At 36.8% G+C, this 19297-nt stretch carries 11 protein-coding genes, 8 tRNA genes and 1 riboswitch; of the genes, 1 reads left to right on the top strand and 18 read right to left on the bottom strand.

Going from position 1 to position 19297, the window contains the following annotated elements; translation table 11 throughout:
* Positions 1-21 precede the first annotated feature (21 nt).
* The 4 genes from rpsJ to rpsL form a co-directional block, all read right to left on the bottom strand.
* Entirely contained in the window at positions 22-330 is a 309-nt protein-coding gene (gene rpsJ / locus AC1RPW_RS03775; RefSeq protein WP_057974643.1) for a 30S ribosomal protein S10, read from the bottom strand.
* Positions 331-673: 343 nt separating this feature from the next.
* Positions 674-2767 (bottom strand): elongation factor G, encoded by a 2094-nt coding sequence (fusA, locus tag AC1RPW_RS03770; protein WP_409022017.1) that lies wholly within the window; start codon positions 2765-2767, stop codon positions 674-676.
* Between the two features lie 93 nt (positions 2768-2860).
* Positions 2861-3331, bottom strand: coding sequence for a 30S ribosomal protein S7 (gene rpsG, locus AC1RPW_RS03765; RefSeq protein WP_057974645.1), 471 nt, complete (start codon positions 3329-3331; stop codon positions 2861-2863).
* A gap of 46 nt (positions 3332-3377) precedes the next feature.
* A complete protein-coding gene (gene rpsL, locus AC1RPW_RS03760) occupies positions 3378-3788 on the bottom strand; it encodes a 30S ribosomal protein S12 (RefSeq protein WP_057974646.1) in 411 nt (136 codons plus the stop codon).
* A 252-nt stretch (positions 3789-4040) separates the two neighbouring features.
* On the opposite strand from rpsL, the gene AC1RPW_RS03755 reads away from it, so the two are divergent.
* Positions 4041-4733, top strand: a complete 693-nt coding sequence (locus AC1RPW_RS03755) for a prepilin peptidase (protein WP_481761617.1) — start codon at positions 4041-4043, stop codon at positions 4731-4733.
* Positions 4734-4768: 35 nt separating this feature from the next.
* On the opposite strand, the gene AC1RPW_RS03750 is transcribed toward AC1RPW_RS03755, so the two are convergent.
* The 14 genes from AC1RPW_RS03750 to AC1RPW_RS03685 form a co-directional block, all read right to left on the bottom strand.
* Positions 4769-6094, bottom strand: a complete 1326-nt coding sequence (locus tag AC1RPW_RS03750) for a nucleobase:cation symporter-2 family protein (protein ID WP_481761618.1) — start codon at positions 6092-6094, stop codon at positions 4769-4771.
* 65 nt (positions 6095-6159) lie between these two features.
* Positions 6160-6257: riboswitch (purine riboswitch) on the bottom strand.
* A gap of 143 nt (positions 6258-6400) precedes the next feature.
* Entirely contained in the window at positions 6401-10054 is a 3654-nt protein-coding gene (gene rpoC / locus AC1RPW_RS03745; protein WP_481761619.1) for a DNA-directed RNA polymerase subunit beta', read from the bottom strand.
* A gap of 96 nt (positions 10055-10150) precedes the next feature.
* Positions 10151-13741 (bottom strand): DNA-directed RNA polymerase subunit beta, encoded by a 3591-nt coding sequence (rpoB, locus tag AC1RPW_RS03740; RefSeq protein WP_481761620.1) that lies wholly within the window; start codon positions 13739-13741, stop codon positions 10151-10153.
* A 264-nt stretch (positions 13742-14005) separates the two neighbouring features.
* Positions 14006-15352 carry a glutathione-disulfide reductase gene (gorA, locus tag AC1RPW_RS03735; RefSeq protein WP_481761621.1) on the bottom strand — a complete coding sequence of 449 codons (1347 nt, stop codon included), beginning with the start codon at positions 15350-15352 and terminating at the stop codon, positions 14006-14008.
* Between the two features lie 65 nt (positions 15353-15417).
* Complete coding sequence (locus AC1RPW_RS03730; RefSeq protein ID WP_481761622.1) at positions 15418-17895, bottom strand: ATP-dependent Clp protease ATP-binding subunit; 2478 nt, start codon at positions 17893-17895, stop codon at positions 15418-15420.
* A 14-nt stretch (positions 17896-17909) separates the two neighbouring features.
* Positions 17910-18377, bottom strand: a complete 468-nt coding sequence (locus tag AC1RPW_RS03725; protein WP_481761623.1) for a CtsR family transcriptional regulator — start codon at positions 18375-18377, stop codon at positions 17910-17912.
* Between the two features lie 129 nt (positions 18378-18506).
* A tRNA-Pro gene (locus tag AC1RPW_RS03720) sits at positions 18507-18580 on the bottom strand.
* 12 nt (positions 18581-18592) lie between these two features.
* Positions 18593-18666, bottom strand: a tRNA-Arg gene (locus tag AC1RPW_RS03715).
* Between the two features lie 28 nt (positions 18667-18694).
* Positions 18695-18783 (bottom strand) — tRNA-Leu (locus AC1RPW_RS03710).
* 11 nt (positions 18784-18794) lie between these two features.
* Positions 18795-18866, bottom strand: a tRNA-Gly gene (locus AC1RPW_RS03705).
* A gap of 15 nt (positions 18867-18881) precedes the next feature.
* Positions 18882-18957, bottom strand: a tRNA-Thr gene (locus AC1RPW_RS03700).
* 14 nt (positions 18958-18971) lie between these two features.
* A tRNA-Leu gene (locus tag AC1RPW_RS03695) sits at positions 18972-19053 on the bottom strand.
* Between the two features lie 18 nt (positions 19054-19071).
* Positions 19072-19144, bottom strand: a tRNA-Lys gene (locus AC1RPW_RS03690).
* 3 nt (positions 19145-19147) lie between these two features.
* Positions 19148-19220: transfer RNA gene (locus AC1RPW_RS03685), tRNA-Val, on the bottom strand.
* Positions 19221-19297: the final 77 nt, after the last annotated feature.

Here is a 19297-nt window from a genome sequence, read left to right as displayed (position 1 = left end):
TTTTATTTTTGTAACTCTGTTTTATAATTTGATTTCAATATCAACGCCACTAGGTAAGTCAAGTTTCATCAATGAATCAACTGTCTTAGGTGTTGGGTTAACGATATCAATCAAACGTTTATGTGTAAGCATTTCGAATTGTTCACGTGAATCTTTATGCTTATGTGGTGAACGTAAAACTGTGTATAATGTACGTTCTGTTGGCAATGGAATTGGTCCAGAAATTGTTGCCCCTGTTCTTTTTGCAGTTTCAACAATCTTGTCAGCAGATTGGTCTAAAATACGGTGTTCGTAAGCTTTTAAGCGAATACGAATTTTTTGTTTTGCCATTTTGTTCCCTCCTTCGTCTATTTTAAAAATAAGACTAGCTCCGTGTAAGTGACCGACACACCTTGCGTGGCAAAGCTGCCGGGCGTGTCGCAATCTTTCACATCTTAGCTCATTCTATGAAACCCTATCGCAGGGCGTAATACGCCATCTGTTTTTGGGTACTTATCTATACTACTAGAGATAAAGCCTTATGGCAAGTGCTTTCTTATTTTTTTTCAAAGTTTCTCATTATATAATCATAATTAACATTTTTAAAACTTTTTTTATTTTCCAAATGTTATTTTACCACAAAAAAAGAAGCTATCAACAAGTGATAACTTCTTTTATAATTCAGACCAACTAATTAATCAGTAGCTGTTCCGTTTTTCTTCATAATTTCTTCTTGGATTGATTTTGGTACAGCTTCGTAATGATCAAATGTCATTGTGAATGTACCACGTCCTTGTGTAGAAGAACGTAAAGTAGTTGCGTAACCGAACATACCTGAAAGAGGAACCATTGCGTTAACAACTTGTGCATTTCCGCGAGCTTCCATACCTTCAACACGTCCACGACGAGCAGTTACATGTCCCATAACATCACCTAAGTAATCTTCAGGAGCGACAACTTCAACTTTCATCATTGGTTCAAGAATAACAGCACCAGCACTCTTAGCAGCTTTTCTCAATGCCATTGAGGCAGCTACCTTAAATGCTGATTCGTTAGAATCGACATCATGATATGATCCATCATATAACTTAGCTTTAACATCAATAAGTGGGTAGCCTGCAAGAACACCATTTTGCATAGCTTCTCTCAAACCTTGTTCAACTGAAGGAATATATTCACGAGGAACAACCCCACCGACGATAGCGTCTTCGAATGCGAAACCGCCACCCTCTTCATTAGGTGAGAATTCAACTGTAACATCACCATATTGACCTTTACCACCAGATTGACGAACGAATTTACCTTGTGCAGAAACAGTTTTTGTAAATGTTTCACGGTAGGCAACTTGTGGTTCACCAACAGTAGCTTCAACGTTAAATTCACGTCTCATACGATCAACGATGATATCCAAATGCAATTCACCCATCCCAGCGATTAAAGTTTCACCAGTTTCAGGGTTAGTTTCAGCCTTGAATGAAGGATCTTCTTCTGCTAGTTTTTGTAAACCGATATCCATCTTATCTTGATCAGCTTTTGTTTTTGGTTCGATAGATACTTGGATAACTGGTTCAGGGAATTCCATTGATTCAAGGATTAATGGATGTTTTTCATCCGTTAATGAATCACCAGTTGTCGTATTTTTCAAACCAATAGCAGCAGCAATATCACCAGAGAATACTTCAGGAATTTCATTACGGTGATTTGAATGCATTTGAAGGATACGACCAACACGTTCACGCGTGTCTTTAGTAGAGTTCAAGACATAAGAACCAGCTTGTAATGTACCTGAGTAAACACGGAAGAATGTTAAACGACCAACGAAGGGATCCGTTGCAATTTTAAATGCTAAAGCAGCGAAATCTTTGTCATCACCGGCTGTGATTTCAACTTCTTCATCTGTTTTAGGATCTACTGCGTTATAAGGTTTAACATCTAAAGGAGATGGTAAGAAATCATTAACAGCATCCAACATCATTTGAACACCCTTGTTTTTAAATGCTGAACCAGCAAGAACTGGGTACATTTCAAGATTTAATGTTGCTTTACGGATAGCAGCTTTGATTTCATCTTTAGTAATTTCCACACCATCAAGATATTTTTCCATAAGCTTTTCATCAACATCAGCAACGGCTTCAACTAAAGCTTCGCGACGTTTTGTAGCTTCTTCTAAATATTCTTCAGGAACGTCAATACTTTCCCATGTAGCACCTAAATCTTCGTTATCATATAAATCGGCTTTCATTTCGATTAAATCAATAACACCTTCAAAATCATCTTCAGCACCAATTGGCATTTGGATAGGAACAGCATTTACTTGAAGACGATCTTTGATTGTGCCTACTGAGTAATCAAAATTAGCACCCATTTTATCCATCTTATTGATGAAAACGATACGAGGAACTGAATATGTTGTAGCTTGACGCCAAACGTTTTCAGTTTGTGGTTCAACACCAGATTGACCATCTAAAACAACAACGGCTCCATCTAAGACACGAAGTGAACGTTCAACTTCAATAGTGAAATCCACATGTCCTGGAGTATCGATGATATTAATACGATGTTCTTTCCATTCAGCAGTTGTTGCAGCTGATGTGATTGTGATACCACGTTCTTGTTCTTGTTCCATCCAATCCATTTGTGAAGCTCCTTCATGAGTTTCACCAATTTTATGAATTTTACCAGTATAGTATAAAATACGTTCAGTAGTTGTTGTCTTACCAGCATCGATATGAGCAACAATCCCGATATTACGCGTTTTTTCTAGTGGGAATTCGCGTTTATTTGCCATTTTGTAGTATCTCCTTTCGATTCTAAAATAGATTCAAAAAAATGACTACTATATCGATTATCAAAATCATATAATAGCCATTCTTTTATAAAATTACCAGCGGTAATGTGCGAATGCTTTATTAGCGTCAGCCATTTTATGTGTATCTTCACGTTTCTTAACTGATGCACCAGTATTGTTTGCTGCATCCATGATTTCTTTAGCTAAACGTTCTGGCATAGTATGTTCCCCACGTAAACGTGCGTAACTTACTAACCAACGTAAACCTAAAGTTGAACGACGATCAGGGCGAACTTCAATTGGCACTTGGTAGTTAGAACCACCGACACGGCGAGCTTTAACTTCAAGTACAGGCATGATGTTTTTCATAGCTTCATCAAAAACTTCATTAGGTTCGTTTCCTGTTTGTTCTTTAATCATTTCGAATGCATCATACAAGATCTTTGATGCAGTACCACGACGACCATCTAACATTAAACGGTTGATTAAACGTGTTACTAATTTAGAATTGTAAATTGGATCAGGCAATACTTCTCGTTTTGGAGCTGGGCCTTTTCTTGGCATCTAAATAACCTCCTTAGATTCTATTTTTATTAGAATAACTTTATTCTTATTTAGGTCTCTTTGCGCCGTATTTTGAACGACTTTGTTTACGATCAGCAACACCGGCTGTATCAAGAGCACCACGGATAACATGGTAACGTACCCCAGGTAAATCTTTTACACGGCCACCACGAATAAGAACAACACTATGTTCTTGCAAGTTATGTCCAATACCAGGAATGTAAGCTGTAACTTCAAGTAAGTTAGATAAACGCACACGCGCATATTTACGTAAAGCAGAGTTAGGCTTTTTAGGTGTCATTGTTCCGACACGAGTAGCAACCCCACGTTTTTGTGGTGCAGGATTATCTGTTTGAACTTTTTTGTAACTGTTATACCCGAAGTTTAATGCGGGTGCACCAGATTTTGAACCTTTAGAATTACGACCTTTACGAACTAATTGATTAATTGTTGGCATCTAAAGTTTCCTCCTTCCTTATTATAGGTTAATTGTTTTTTAAGTCCACACATCCAGGTGGTTCATTTTTTAATAATAAAAAATAACGTCCTAGACGTCTGTCTTATAATGCGCTGCTGTTATACAGAATCTCAACTATGTAGATGAATTAACTGTTCACAAAAAGCACCTTACACAGAATATCACGGTATTTAATATACGTCAATGGTATTTACACTAAAAAGCGTATTTTTTAATAGGAGGATTTAAATTATGTTAATTAGTTATTTATTTTTACTAGGTGCTTGCCTAGGTTCATTCATCACCTGCATTGCCACACGCTGTGCATTGAATCAGAATCAATTCAACAAAAGATCAATCTGCGACTATTGTGGTACAAAAATACCTTGGTTTGATCTAATTCCTATCTACGCTTATCTTAGATTACACGGACACTGTCGATTCTGCAAGGGAGAATTCCCAGCCTATTCATTTATTTTTGAATGTAGTTTGGCCGCCATGTTGCCCTTATCTTTCACTCAACTATCTCTTTTTGAATTTCTATTACTTATAACGTTCTTATTTTATTTAACTTTTCTATCAGCTATGGATTTCACTAACCGACTGATTTCTGGTCGCTTAACTATCGGTGGTGGAATACTATTCATCCTGTGGCATTATCTGTTATTTGGGTTTCCAGACTCACTAATAGCAATTAGCTTATTCAGTCTGTTTCTATTTGTCTTATGTTTTCAACAAAAGCTCGGCCTTGGCGATTTTATTTTACTGATTATCATTCAACTAACATTTGGTGTTCATTTTTGTTTGATTGCCACTCTTTTTGCTTGTATCAGCTCACTTATCTACTTTTTTACTGTAAAACAGAGTCGATATCAATTTTTCCCATTTGTCCCACATATAACGTTTGGCGTTTATATTACTATTGCGTTATCTTTCTTCATATAAATAAAAAAGCTAAGCAAATTTGCTTAGCTTTTACTTTAATCTTCGATTGCGTCATTCAAATGACCATAATTGAATAGAATATTTAAGATAACAGCCGACAGACTACCGACAACAAGTCCATTACCAAAAATGGTCTGGATTGTTAAGGGTAATGCTTGGAGTAATGCTGGTTGTACTGTTACACCAAGTCCTAAGCTGACCGAAATACCGATAATTAATAAATTACTATTACTACCTTCAACTTCGCGCAACATTTTAATACCTTGTGCACCAACCATACCGAACATAACTAACATAGCACCACCTAAAACGGCTGCTGGAATGACAGTTGCTGCTGCACCAATTTTAGGAAGTAACCCTAAAGCAATTAAAAAGAACGCTGAAAAATAAACAGGTTTCTTCGTTTTAATTCCTGATAGTTGCACAATTCCAACATTTTGTGAAAATGTCGAGTATGGGAACGTATTAAAGATACCACCTAAAACAGCTGCGATACCTTCAGCACGGTACCCTTTTTTTAAATCATCTTTTCTGATTGGACGACCAACGATATCTCCCAGCGCAAAAAATACACCAGTTGATTCAATCATAGTTGTTAACGCTGCTAATATCATAGTCACAATTGATGACCATTCAAATTTAGGGGCAGCAAACATAAAAACATGGGGTAATTGAAACCAATTAGCTTGGCTAACTGGGTCTAATGTTACTTTTCCCATAAATGAGGCAACGACCACACCAACTAAAATACCAATTAAGATACCCACTTGTTGAATGAATCCGCGGCCCCAAATGTTCAAGCCTAAAATAACGGCAATGGTTACACCTGCAACTATTAAGTTAGGGATACTACCAAATGATTTGGCTGTCACATCCCCACCGCCCATGTTGGTAAAGGCAACTGGAATTAACGTTAATCCGATTAACGTAATTAATGATCCTGTCACTACTGGTGGGAAGAATTTTCTAATGTTTGCAAAGAATCCCGAAATTAGAAATATAAAAATACCAGCAGCAATAATTGATCCATACATTGTTCCTAATCCAAAATGTTTTCCTACTGCAGTCAATGGTGCAACGTATTCAATCGCGCACCCAAGTACTACAGGTAAACCAATGCCAGTAAAACGTGTGCGTTTCAATTGTAATAATGTTGCAATCCCACACATGAAAATATCCATCGAAACTAAATAAGTAATTTGTTTTGTACTAAACCCAAGTGCAGCCCCAACTAATAATGGTACCAAAATGTCGCCTGAATACATGGCTAATAAATGCTGTAATCCTAATATTGCTGCTCTAAAATTTGATAAATTAGATTCATCCAAACTACTATTTTCTAATTCCGTGCTATTCTTCATTTGATCCTCCACATTATCTTTCACACTAATAAGTCGGATTTTCTATGGATTTCATGCCTAATACATGCTTGCTTTAACTCACATATAGTCCGGAATTTACGGCTCCGGGTAGAAACTAGCATCCATATCATGACATTATATAGGTGATCAGTATTTTTTATTGTATGACAATATTAACACAGTCTATTTACCCATACAATGGTTTGCGGACGTTATTAAAATGTAAGCGTTAATTGTTCGCTAATAAAGCACAAAAAAAAGAACAACTCTTAAATTAATAAGAATTGTTCTTTTTTAGCTATGACGTTAATCGTTCACGCTAGCTTCTTCTTCTTTCATTCGTTTCTCAATATCTGAGATTGAATAAACATTAGCTGAAATTGAACCTGTTTCTTTTGGTTTAATTTGACGGTAATCTGGCATACCAGTACCGGCAGGAATAATCTTACCAATAATAACATTTTCTTTCAGACCAATTAATGGATCATTCTTACCGCGAATAGCAGCATCCGTAAGAACACGAGTTGTTTCTTGGAATGATGCAGCTGATAAGAAACTGTTTGTTTCTAGAGATGCTTTAGTGATACCAAGTAAGACAGGACGTGAAGTAGCTGGAATGCCACCTTTGATCAATGTCTTATAGTTATCTTCTTTAAGATCCATGATATCCATTAAAGTACCTGGTAATACATTTGTGTCACCGGGATCCATAACGCGAACCTTACGTAACATTTGACGAGACATAACCTCCACATGCTTATCAGAGATTTCTACCCCTTGCATACGATATACTTTTTGAACTTCACGAAGAATATAATTCTCCGTAGAAAGAACATCACGAACTTGAATTAATTGTTTAGGATCAATTGAACCAACTGTTAGTGCTTCACCACGATGAATTTTATCACCTTCGGCAACTTTAAGAACAGCAGTATAAGGTAAACTATATGTTCGTGTATCAGTTTCACCTTTAACTGTTACTTCTTTAGTACGTTCAGCAGGATTTTCTTCAATTGCTTCAATCATACCTGTTACTTCTGTAATTTCAGCACGACCTTTAGGATTACGTGCTTCGAAGATTTCTTGAACACGAGGTAACCCTTGTGTAATATCATCTCCAGCAACCCCACCAGTATGGAAAGTACGCATTGTTAATTGAGTTCCGGGTTCACCGATTGATTGAGCAGCAACAGTACCAACTGCTTCACCAACTTCAACCTGATCACCAGTAGCCATATTACGACCATAACAATGTTCACAAACCCCATGCTTAGTGTTACATGTAAATGCTGAGCGGATAGTTACTTGTTCGATTCCAGCAGCGATAATTGCTTGCGCTTTGCTTTCTTCGATCATTTCGTTTGAAGCGACAATAACTTCACCAGTTTCAGGATTTTTAACGGTCTTCATTGCATAACGACCTAAGATACGGTCATACAATGGTTCGATCATTTCATTTCCTTCTTTAATAGCTGATACATCTAAGCCACGATCAGTGAAACAATCTTTCTCACGAATAATAACATCTTGAGCAACATCAACAAGTCGACGAGTCAAGTATCCAGAATCGGCAGTCTTCAAGGCCGTATCAGTCATACCTTTACGAGCCCCATGAGTTGAAATAAACATTTCCAACACTGACAAACCTTCACGGAAGTTAGAAATAATAGGTAATTCCATTGTTTTACCATTAGGAGCTGCCATCAAACCACGCATACCAGCTAATTGAGTAAAGTTAGAAATATTACCACGGGCTCCAGAATCACTCATCATTTGAATAGGATTTTGTGTGCCCAATGCTTCCATTAGTTTTTGTTGAATATCATCTTTTGCTTGTGTCCAGATAGCAATAACACGTTCATAACGTTCATCTTCTGTAATCAAACCTCGACGGAATTGTTTTGCAACTAAAGCAACTTGTTTATGAGCTTCTTCAATAATTGCAGGTTTTTCCTTTAAGTCAGTTACATCAGAAATACCAACTGTAATACCAGCATGTGTTGATTGATCATAACCTAAGTTTTTAAGACGATCTAACATCTTAGACGTTTCAGTTACTTTAAATCGTTTATAAACTTCAGAAATGATATCACTCAAGAATCCTTTTTTGAAAGGTAAAATAATTTCTTGTGCTTTAATAACATCACCAATATTTTGACCAGGTTCAACAAAATATTTGTCGGCTGTTTTATTAATTAAGTTATCATTCTTAGGTTCATTAATGTAGGCAAATTCATTAGGTAAAATTTCATTAAAGATTGCTTTACCAACAGTTGTTATCATAATGCGTTCTTTTTGCCAATCTGTAAATGGTTTACCTTCAGCAGCTAATGTTGCTGTTTGTAATCCAATACGAGTGTGCAAATGAACGTAACCATTACGGTAAGCCATTACAGCTTCGTTAGCATCTTTAAAGATCATACCTTCGCCTTCGCGGCCAGCTTCTTCCATTGTAAGGTAGTAGTTACCTAAAACCATATCTTGAGAAGGTGTTACAACTGGTTTACCATCTTTAGGTGCCAAGATATGATGAGCAGCTAACATAAGCAAACGAGCTTCTGCTTGTGCTTCATCAGATAAAGGTACATGGATAGCCATTTGATCTCCATCAAAATCAGCATTGTAAGCTTCACAAGCTAAGGGATGAAGACGAATTGCTTTACCATCAACTAAAATTGGTTCGAAAGCTTGAATACCAAGACGATGAAGTGTTGGTGCGCGGTTAAGGAGAACTGGATGTTCAACAATAACTTCTTCTAAAACATCCCAGATATCTTCATCGCGACGATCAAGTTTACGTTTAGCATTTTTAATATTTGAAGCCATTTCACGTTTAACAAGTTCTTTCATCATAAATGGTTTGAATAATTCCAAAGCCATTTCACGAGGAATACCACATTGATTCATTTGTAACGTTGGTCCAACAGCAATAACTGAACGGCCTGAATAATCAACACGTTTTCCAAGTAAATTTTGACGGAAACGTCCTTGTTTACCTTTCAACATATGTGAAAGAGATTTCAATGGTCGGTTACCAGGTCCAGTAACTGGACGGCCACGACGACCATTATCAATCAATGCATCAACAGCTTCTTGTAACATACGTTTTTCATTTTGAACAATAATACCAGGAGCGTTCAAATCTAATAAACGTTTTAGTCGGTTATTTCGGTTAATAACCCGTCTGTATAAATCATTCAAATCAGAAGTGGCAAAACGGCCACCTTCTAATTGAACCATTGGACGTAAGTCAGGTGGAATAATAGGAACAGCATCCATAACCATCCATGCAGGTTCATTTTCAGAAAGTAAGAATGCTTCTAAAATGTCCAAACGACGAACAGCACGTGTTCTCTTTTGGCCAGTAGCATCTTTCAATTCTTCTTTTAATTCTTCAGATTCACCAGCAAGATTAACATCACGTAATAAATGACGAATAGCGTCAGCACCCATTCCAGCTTCGAATTCAGTCCCGTATTCTTCACGTTTTTCACGATATTCACGTTCTGTTAATAACTGTTTCTTTTCAAGAGGTGTGTTACCAGGTTCAGTAACAACGTAAGAAGCAAAGTAGATAACTTCTTCCAAAGCACGAGGACTCATGTCTAAGACAAGACCCATACGACTTGGAATTCCTTTAAAGTACCAGATATGTGTAACTGGTGCAGCTAATTCAATATGACCCATACGTTCGCGACGTACTTTAGAACGAGTAACTTCAACACCACAACGATCACAGACGATACCTTTATAGCGAATACGTTTGTATTTACCACAGGCACATTCCCAATCTTTTGTTGGTCCAAAAATACGTTCATCGAATAGTCCGTCTTTTTCAGGTTTTAATGTACGATAATTGATTGTTTCGGGCTTTTTAACTTCACCATATGACCAGCTTCTAATCTTATCAGAAGATGCTAAGCCAATTTGCATGCTATCAAATTTATTGACATCGATCAAAGGACCGACCTCCCTTTAGTTTTATAGTGTGTTGGATTTCTCAAACTAAGCATTAGCTTCATCCACACAAATTTGAGTTCAGTAACTAAGCCAAAATTATTCTTTGTTCATTTCAGCAGCCATTTTTTCGGCTTCTTCTTTAGCTTTTTTCTCTTTTTGTTCATTAGCTAATTTGCTTAACGCATCCACATTAACGATATCATCATCGTCATCATCCATGTCACGTAATTCAATTTCAGTCTTTTTAGCATCAAGTACTTTCATATCTAATCCTAATGACTGTAATTCTTTAACAAGAACACGGAATGATTCAGGAACACCTGGTTTAGGAATTGGTTCGCCTTTGACAATTGCTTCGTATGTTTTCACACGACCCACAACATCATCAGATTTATACGTTAAAATTTCTTGTAACGTGTAAGCAGCACCATAAGCCTCAAGTGCCCAAACTTCCATTTCACCAAAACGTTGTCCACCAAATTGTGCTTTACCACCTAATGGTTGTTGCGTTACTAATGAGTATGGTCCTATTGAACGAGCATGGATTTTATCATCAACCATGTGAGCAAGTTTCATATAGTACATAACACCTACAGAAACACGGTTATCAAATGCATCACCTGTACGTCCATCATATAAGATTGTCTTACCATCATCTGAAATTCCAGCTTCTTTAAAGACATTCCAGATATCTGAATCGCGAGCACCATCAAAAACTGGTGTTGCAACATGGATACCTAATTTACGAGCAGCCATACCTAAATGAAGATCTAAAACTTGTCCAATATTCATACGAGAAGGAACACCCATGGGATTCAAAAGAATATCAACTGGTGTACCATCTGGCATGTAAGGCATATCTTCAGAAGGGACAACGATTGAAACAACCCCTTTGTTACCATGACGTCCAGCCATCTTATCACCCACACGTAACTTACGTTTTTGTGCAATGTAGATACGAACCATCATATTAACACCAGGACTTAATTCATCCCCTGCTTCACGAGTAAAGATTTTAACATCTTGAACAATACCGCCACCACCATGAGGAACTTTCAATGAAGTATCGCGTACTTCACGAGCCTTTTCTCCAAAGATAGCATGTAATAAACGTTCTTCAGCAGATAATTCAGTAACCCCTTTAGGTGTTACTTTACCAACTAAGATATCACCATCATTAACTTCAGCACCAATACGGACGATACCAAATTCATCAAGATCTTTTAATGAATCTTCACCAACATTAGGAATTTCACGAGTAATTTCTTCAGGTCCTAATTTTGTATCACGTGCTTCTGATTCAAATTCTTCAATATGAATTGATGTGTAGACATCATCACGAACAAGACGTTCGTTAATGATAACAGCATCTTCAAAGTTATAACCATTCCAAGTCATAAAGGCAACTAATGGGTTTTGGCCTAAAGCTAATTCCCCATTTTCCATTGAAGGACCATCAGCTAAAATTTCATCAGCATCAACATGATCGTTTACACGAACAATTGGACGTTGATTGTAGTTTTTACCACCATTTGAACGATGGAATTTCATTAATTTGTATTTATCTAAAGCGCCATCTTCACGACGAACACGAATTTCACGTGCATCAACGTATTCAACAGTACCTTCGTTTTTGTTAATTAAAGCGACACCAGAATCATGAGCTGCCTTATATTCAATACCTGTACCAACAAGTGGTGAATGAGGATTGATTAAAGGAACAGCTTGACGTTGCATATTGGCACCCATCAAGGCACGGTTAGAATCATCATTTTCCAAGAAAGGAATACATGCTGTAGCAACAGCCACAACTTGTTTAGGTGAAACATCCATGTAATCGACTTTATCAATACCGATTTCGATATTTTCTGAACGATTACGAGCCATAACGAGTTCATTTACAAATGAATCATCTTCATTTAATGGTGAGTTAGCCTGTGCAATAACATAGTTATCTTCTTCATCAGCAGTCAAGTAATCGATTTTATCAGTTACTTGATGTGATTCCCAGCTCACACGACGATAAGGTGTTTCAATAAAACCATATCGGTTAACACGTGCATAACTTGATAAACTATTAATCAAACCAATGTTAGGTCCTTCAGGCGTTTCAATTGGACACATACGACCGTAATGCGTGTAATGAACATCACGAACTTCATATCCAGCACGATCACGAGTCAAACCACCAGGTCCTAAGGCAGAAAGACGACGTTTATGTGTCAATTCACCAAGTGGATTAGTTTGATCCATGAATTGTGATAATTGAGATGAACCAAAGAATTCTTTAATAGAAGCCACAACAGGACGAATGTTAATCAATTGTTGTGGTGTAACAGTTGTTGTATCTTGAATTGACATACGTTCACGTACAACACGTTCCATACGTGATAAACCAATTCTAAATTGATTTTGTAGTAATTCACCAACTGAACGAATACGACGGTTACCTAAATGATCAATATCATCCACAGAACCAATATTTTCTTTTAAATTAAAGAAATAGTTCATTGAAGCAATAATATCAGCAGGTACAATATGTTTGTATTGTAAGTCAATATTGCCATTACCAATCATTGGCATCTCACGTTCTGGGTCTACTTGAGAATAAACCTTAACGATTTGAAGTACCATAGGTTCAGTAACAACACCATCTTCTGATGGGTGGTATGTGACCGTCTTGAAATCTTGACGATCAAGATATGGTGCTAAAGTTTCCATAACTTGTTTATCAATTACGGTATCTTTTTGTGCAAGTACTTCACCAGTATCTGGATCAGCCAATGTTTCAGCTAATGTTTGGTTCAATAAACGTGTTTTCAAGCTTAATTTTTTATTAATTTTGTAACGACCAACTGGAGCTAAGTCGTAACGTTTTGGATCAAAGAAACGAGCTGTCAATAAACTACGTGAGCTATCAGCTGTTTTAGGTTCGCCGGGACGTAGACGTTCATAAACATCTTTTAAAGATTCTTCAACACGTGAATCATCCGTATTTTTATGAACATCTTTTTCAAGTGTTAGCATTAAGCTATCATTGTTACCCAACATTTCAATAATTTCATCATCAGAACCAAATCCTAAAGCGCGGACCAATTCAGTTAATGGAATTTTACGTGTACGATCAATACGTACATATGAAATATTTTTAGCATCTGATTCATATTCTAACCATGCACCACGGTTAGGAATAACAGTTGTGCCATATGTTTCACGGCCATTTTTATCTAATGAACCATTGTAGTAAACCCCTGGTGAACGAACTAATTGAGAAACAATAACTCGTTCAGCACCATTAATGATAAATGTTCCTTGTTCTGTCATTAATGGGAAATCACCAAAGAAAACATCTTGAGATTTAATTTCGCCAGTTTCATGGTTAGTTAAACGTAATGTAACATGTAATGGAGCCGAATAGTTCGCATCATGTGCGCGTGCTTCATCTACAGTGTATTTAGGTTCTAATAATTGGTAATCAACAAATTCTAATGATAAGTTACCAGCAAAATCGTCAATTGGCATGATGTCTTCAAACATTTCACGAAGACCTTCATCCAAGAACCATTGGTAAGAGTCACTTTGAATTTCGATTAAATTAGGTAAATCTAAAACTTCTTTGATACGTGCGTAACTTCTACGTGTACTGTGTTTACCGTAGTTTACTAAATGTCCAGCCAAATTAGTCACCTCTCAAATTTATTCTGTAAACCTGCCAAAGTCCGATGATTTTATATTACAGTTTGATTACAAATTGCATACTAGACGAAAAAATCGGTTTTTTTGGCAAAAGAAAAAACAAAAACAGTTTATTTATTTTTAAATAATCACCATTTTTGTCTCTCTATAAGGCTTCTTACGGACAATAGATCGTAATCAGCTATAAAAATTCACAGTATTATACATTTAATTATCATATACGCTATTGAATCGGATGTCAACAGTTCGTGCTCATTAAGTCATCGTCACAAATTCTTCAGCACTCGTTGGGTGAATAGCAACTGTATCATCGAAATCTTTTTTAGTTGCGCCCATTTTAATTGCTACTGCAAATCCTTGTAGCATTTCGTCCATGCCTTCTCCAACACCATGTAATCCAACAATTCGTTCATCTTTACCAACCGTAATTAACTTCAGGTTTTCCTTCACCTTACTATCACCTAAACTATAACGCATTGGTGTAAATGATGATCGATAAATTTTTAGATTTTCTTGACCATATTCTAAAGTTGCTTCAGCTTCAGTTAAACCAATCGTTCCAGCAACTGGATGTGAGAATACCACTGTGGGTACCAATTTATAATCTAAATGTTCCGTAGGTTTATTATTAAACACACGCTCCATTAATCTTCGGCTAGCTGCAATTGCAACAGGTGTTAAGTCAAGTTTACCAATAACATCCCCAGTCGCATAAATACCAGCAACTGATGTATTTTGATACTCGTCGACCACAATAGTACCATTATCATTTAATTTAATATTTGTGGCAGAAATATTCATTTTATCGGTAACTGGTCGGCGGCCAACCGCCCAAATAACACAATCTACGACCAATGAGTCATCATTGGTAATAACTTCATATTTACCATCACTTCGCCGTTTCAACTCTGTCACCTTTGAGTTAAAACTAATATCAATTCCATTTTCTATATACGTTTCTGTTACATTTGTTGAAATTAATTCATCAAAATTAGGTAACAACGTGTCGTATTTTGCATACATGTGAACTTTTGACCCTAGTGCATTCAACGTTCCAGCAAGTTCAGTACCAATATAACCGTTTCCGATAACCGCAACTTTAGCAGGTAATTCTTTCAAATCATCAAAGAATTGATTAGATTCAATCCCATACGTTGCGCCAGGAATGTCGGGTATATTGGGTGTTCCACCAGTTGCAATTAGTATGTGCTCTGAGACATATTTTGAGCCATTAACTTCAACTGTTTGATTATCAATAAATTTTGCATAGCCTTTAATGACTTGTACCTGATTTTTATCTAAATTTCTGAAATATGCGCCATGTAATCGTTCAATATATGCAGAACGGTTAGCAACTAATTTTTCAAAATCAAGTTGCGGCTGTTGTTTAGTAAACCCATAATCAGTAGCTAAATCAAAATCTTGTGCTAACGCTGCTGCAGACCACATAATCTTTTTAGGTACACATCCAACGTTGACACAAGTTCCACCAATTTCATTTCCTTCTATTAAAATTACTTTTTTTCCAAAAGAACCAGCTCGATTTGCTGCTGCAATTCCAGCAGAGCCTCCACCAATTACAATAAGATCTATTTTTTCCATAGATAACACTCCTTTTCTAGTGATAAAAAAGGTGCAACTACATGAATAGTTACACCTTTTTAAGTTTACTTCACTGCTACTTTAGTTTTTGATTCTTTAATCGTTACTTTGATAACACCTTTTACAGCACCAATTGTAATATTATCATTATCTTTTATTTGACCAGAAAGAAGAATATCACTTAGACGGTCCTCAACTTCTGTTTGTAATGCACGACGAATGGGTCTAGCACCATATTCTGGATCAAACCCTGCCTTAGCAATCACATCAATTGCTGCAGGTGATATTTTAACCTTAATATCTTGTTCCTTCAACCTATCAATAACTTCTTTAGTCATCAATTTCACAATCTCATGTAATTCAACTTTAGTTAATGAATGGAATATAATTGATTCATCAATTCGGTTTAAAAATTCTGGACGAAAGGCTTTTTTAAGAGCCGCGCGAATTTTTCCAGACATTGCCTTATATTCATCTTTTTCAGATTCTACACCAAATCCAACAAACTTCTCATCACGAACGGCAGTTGCACCTAAGTTAGATGTCATAATGATAATTGTATTTCTAAAATCAATACGACGTCCTTTAGAATCTGTTAAGTATCCATCATCTAACACTTGAAGTAAAATATTAAAAACATCAGGATGCGCTTTTTCAACTTCATCCAAGAGAACAACAGAATATGGTGTCTGACGAACTTTTTCAGTCAATTGTCCACCTTCATCATATCCAACGTAACCTGGTGGCGATCCAATCAAGCGACTTGTACTATATTTTTCCATATATTCCGACATATCCACTCGAATCATTGCTTCTTCAGAGCCAAACATAGCTTCAGCAAGTGCCTTAGCTAATTCAGTTTTACCAACACCCGTTGGCCCAAGGAACATGAATGAACCAATTGGTCTTGCTGGATTTTTCAATCCGCTTCTAGCACGTCGAATAGCCTTTGCAATTGAGCTAACTGCCTCATTTTGACCAATAACACGTTTATGCAAAATGTCTTCAAGATGAATTAAGCGATCACTTTCACTTTTATTCAATTGTTGTACTGGAACACCTGTCCAATCAGAAACAATTCCTGCAATTTCTTCGCTAGTTACCTTTATATCATAATGTTCTGCACTAGACTTAACGGCAGCATTTTTTTCGGCTTCTAAATCTTCAACCTGCTTTTTAACACGCATTTCTTTTGTACGAATACCCGCAGCTAATTCAAAATCTTGCTGACTAACTGCATCATCTTTTTGTTGACGCAATTCGTCAAGTTGATCTTGTTTTTTACTTAATTTTGATTTAGTCCTTGGGCGCTCAATACGAACCTGAGCAGCGGCTTCATCCATTAAATCAATCGCCTTATCAGGTAGGAATCGATCAGTAATATATCGATTACCCATTTCTACTGCTGCTTCAATTGCATCATCGGTAATTTGCACGCGATGATGTGCCTCATATTTAGGTCGGAGTCCCTTTAAAATATCAACAGTCTGTGCTTCTGTTGGTTCTTTGATTGTGATTGTCGCAAAACGTCGTTCCAAAGCAGCATCAGATTCAATGTATTTTTGATACTCATCTAATGTCGTTGCACCAATAACTTGAACTTCACCACGAGCCAATGCAGGTTTTAATATATTAGATGCATCTATTGCACCTTCTGCACCCCCTGCACCAATTAACGTGTGTAATTCATCAATAAATAAAATAACATCTTTAGTCGTGTATACTTCTTTCAATATTTTCTTTAACCGATCTTCAAATTCACCACGATATTTTGTTCCCGCAACTAATGATCCCATATCAAGCATCATTAATCGTTTTCCAATCATGTCTTCAGGAACGTTTCCGTCAACTAATCGTTGAGCAAACCCCTCAGCGATTGCAGTCTTACCAACACCAGGTTCACCAATTAACACTGGATTATTCTTAGTTCGACGACTCAATACTTGAGTTAATCTTTTCACTTCAGAATCTCGACCAATTACAGGGTCAATCTGCTTATCACGAGCCATTTTAGTCAAATCACGTGCTAATTCATCTAATGTAGGTGTTCCCTCTTCTGGAGTTTGTTTACCACGATTCTTTTGTCTCATCTGAACTTCACTGACACCAAGTTGACGGAAAATCATTTTACGTACCTGCTTAACATCAGCACTTAATCCGCCCATAATTCTTGATGATAATATTTCATTATTACTTGTTAGCGCTAGTAAAAGATGCTCTGTACCCACCTTACTTGCATTTAAATTTTTAGCTTCATCGTTAGCAATTGATAAAATCATTTTTGCTTTTGGTGAGTAAGGTAAATAATTATCATTTTTATTTAATCTCAATGATCCATAACCAGTGAATCTTTCGATTTCTTCCATTATATCTTCTGGATCAACATTAAATTGTTTCAATACTTTATCTGCAATACCATTTTGTACTTCAGACAAAGCCAAAAGTAAATGTTCAGTACCAACGGCTTGTTGACGATAGTGTTTAGCAGCTTCCTGTGCTCGAATAAGAACTTCTTTTGCACTCGGCGTAAATAAATTATCCATATTATTACCTCTTTCTACTCTTCATATCGTAAGCGATTAATTAAATTAATCAACATTTTAGCGCGTATCATATTTTCTGATTCTGTATCCATACCAAGAAAAACATCTTTCTTTATTATAGCTAAAACTAAATTTGATTCTTTTTTTGTCAATGTCTTCTCATCATATAAACTTTGAATAATATCGTAACCTTCTTGTTGGGATACGTTTGTACCAATTAAATTTTCTATTGTTTGAATAAATTCTTGATCTACAAAAAGATTTACCTTTTCTATCCTAATATATCCACCGCCACCACGTTTACTCTCTACTACATATCCATTTTGAATAGTAAATCGCGTGTTAATAACATAATTTATTTGCGATGGTACACAATTAAATAATTCAGCAACTTCAGAACGTTTAATGACTATTTCTTTTTCGTCTAAAAGAATTTTCTTAAAATACTTCTCAATCACATCAGAAATATTCTGACCCTGCATATTCATCACCTCAAATAGTTTGACTAATGTTGACTTTCATTATACGAAATATAAATTAAAATTGAAAGTTATTTGTCCTAAACAAAAAAAGGAATTTAAACATAAAGTTTAAATTCCTTTTTCAATTAATCGGGAAAACAGGATTCGAACCTGCGACCCCCTGGTCCCAAACCAGGTGCTCTACCAAGCTGAGCTATTTCCCGAACACAAAAAAATGCACCCAGTAGGAGTCGAACCTACAACCTTCTGATTCGTAGTCAGACACTCTATCCAGTTGCGCTATGGGTGCATTAAAAATATAAAATTAAAACAATAAATGGTGCCGAGGACCGGAATCGAACCGGTACGGTGATCACTCACCGCAGGATTTTAAGTCCTGTGCGTCTGCCAGTTCCGCCACCCCGGCATTTATTGAAAAGCGGAAGACGGGATTCGAACCCGCGACCCCCACCTTGGCAAGGTGATGCTCTACCACTGAGCTACTTCCGCAAAAAAATTAAAAAATGGTGCCGACTAGACGATTCGAACGCCCGACCCCCTGATTACAAATCAGGTGCTCTACCAACTGAGCTAAGTCGGCATAACTGAAAATGATGCGGGTGAAGGGACTTGAACCCCCACGTCTTACGACGCTAGATCCTAAATCTAGTGCGTCTGCCAATTCCGCCACACCCGCAGAATGTGGAATTGAAAATGAGCCGTGACAGGCTCGAACTGTCGACCCTCTGATTAAAAGTCAGATGCTCTACCAACTGAGCTAACGGCTCAAATGGAGGTTACAGGGCTTGAACCTGTGACCCTCTGCTTGTAAGGCAGACGCTCTCCCAACTGAGCTAAACCTCCAAATAATAAAAAAAGCATGGCAACGTCCTACCCTCGCAGGGGGCGACCCCCAACTACTCTTGGCGCTAAGAAGCTTA

The organism is Dellaglioa sp. CoH-55-MRSF-8 (genome assembly GCF_056782195.1).
Note: the sequence above shows the minus strand (reverse complement) of the source record. Positions and strands in the feature narration are given on the sequence as shown.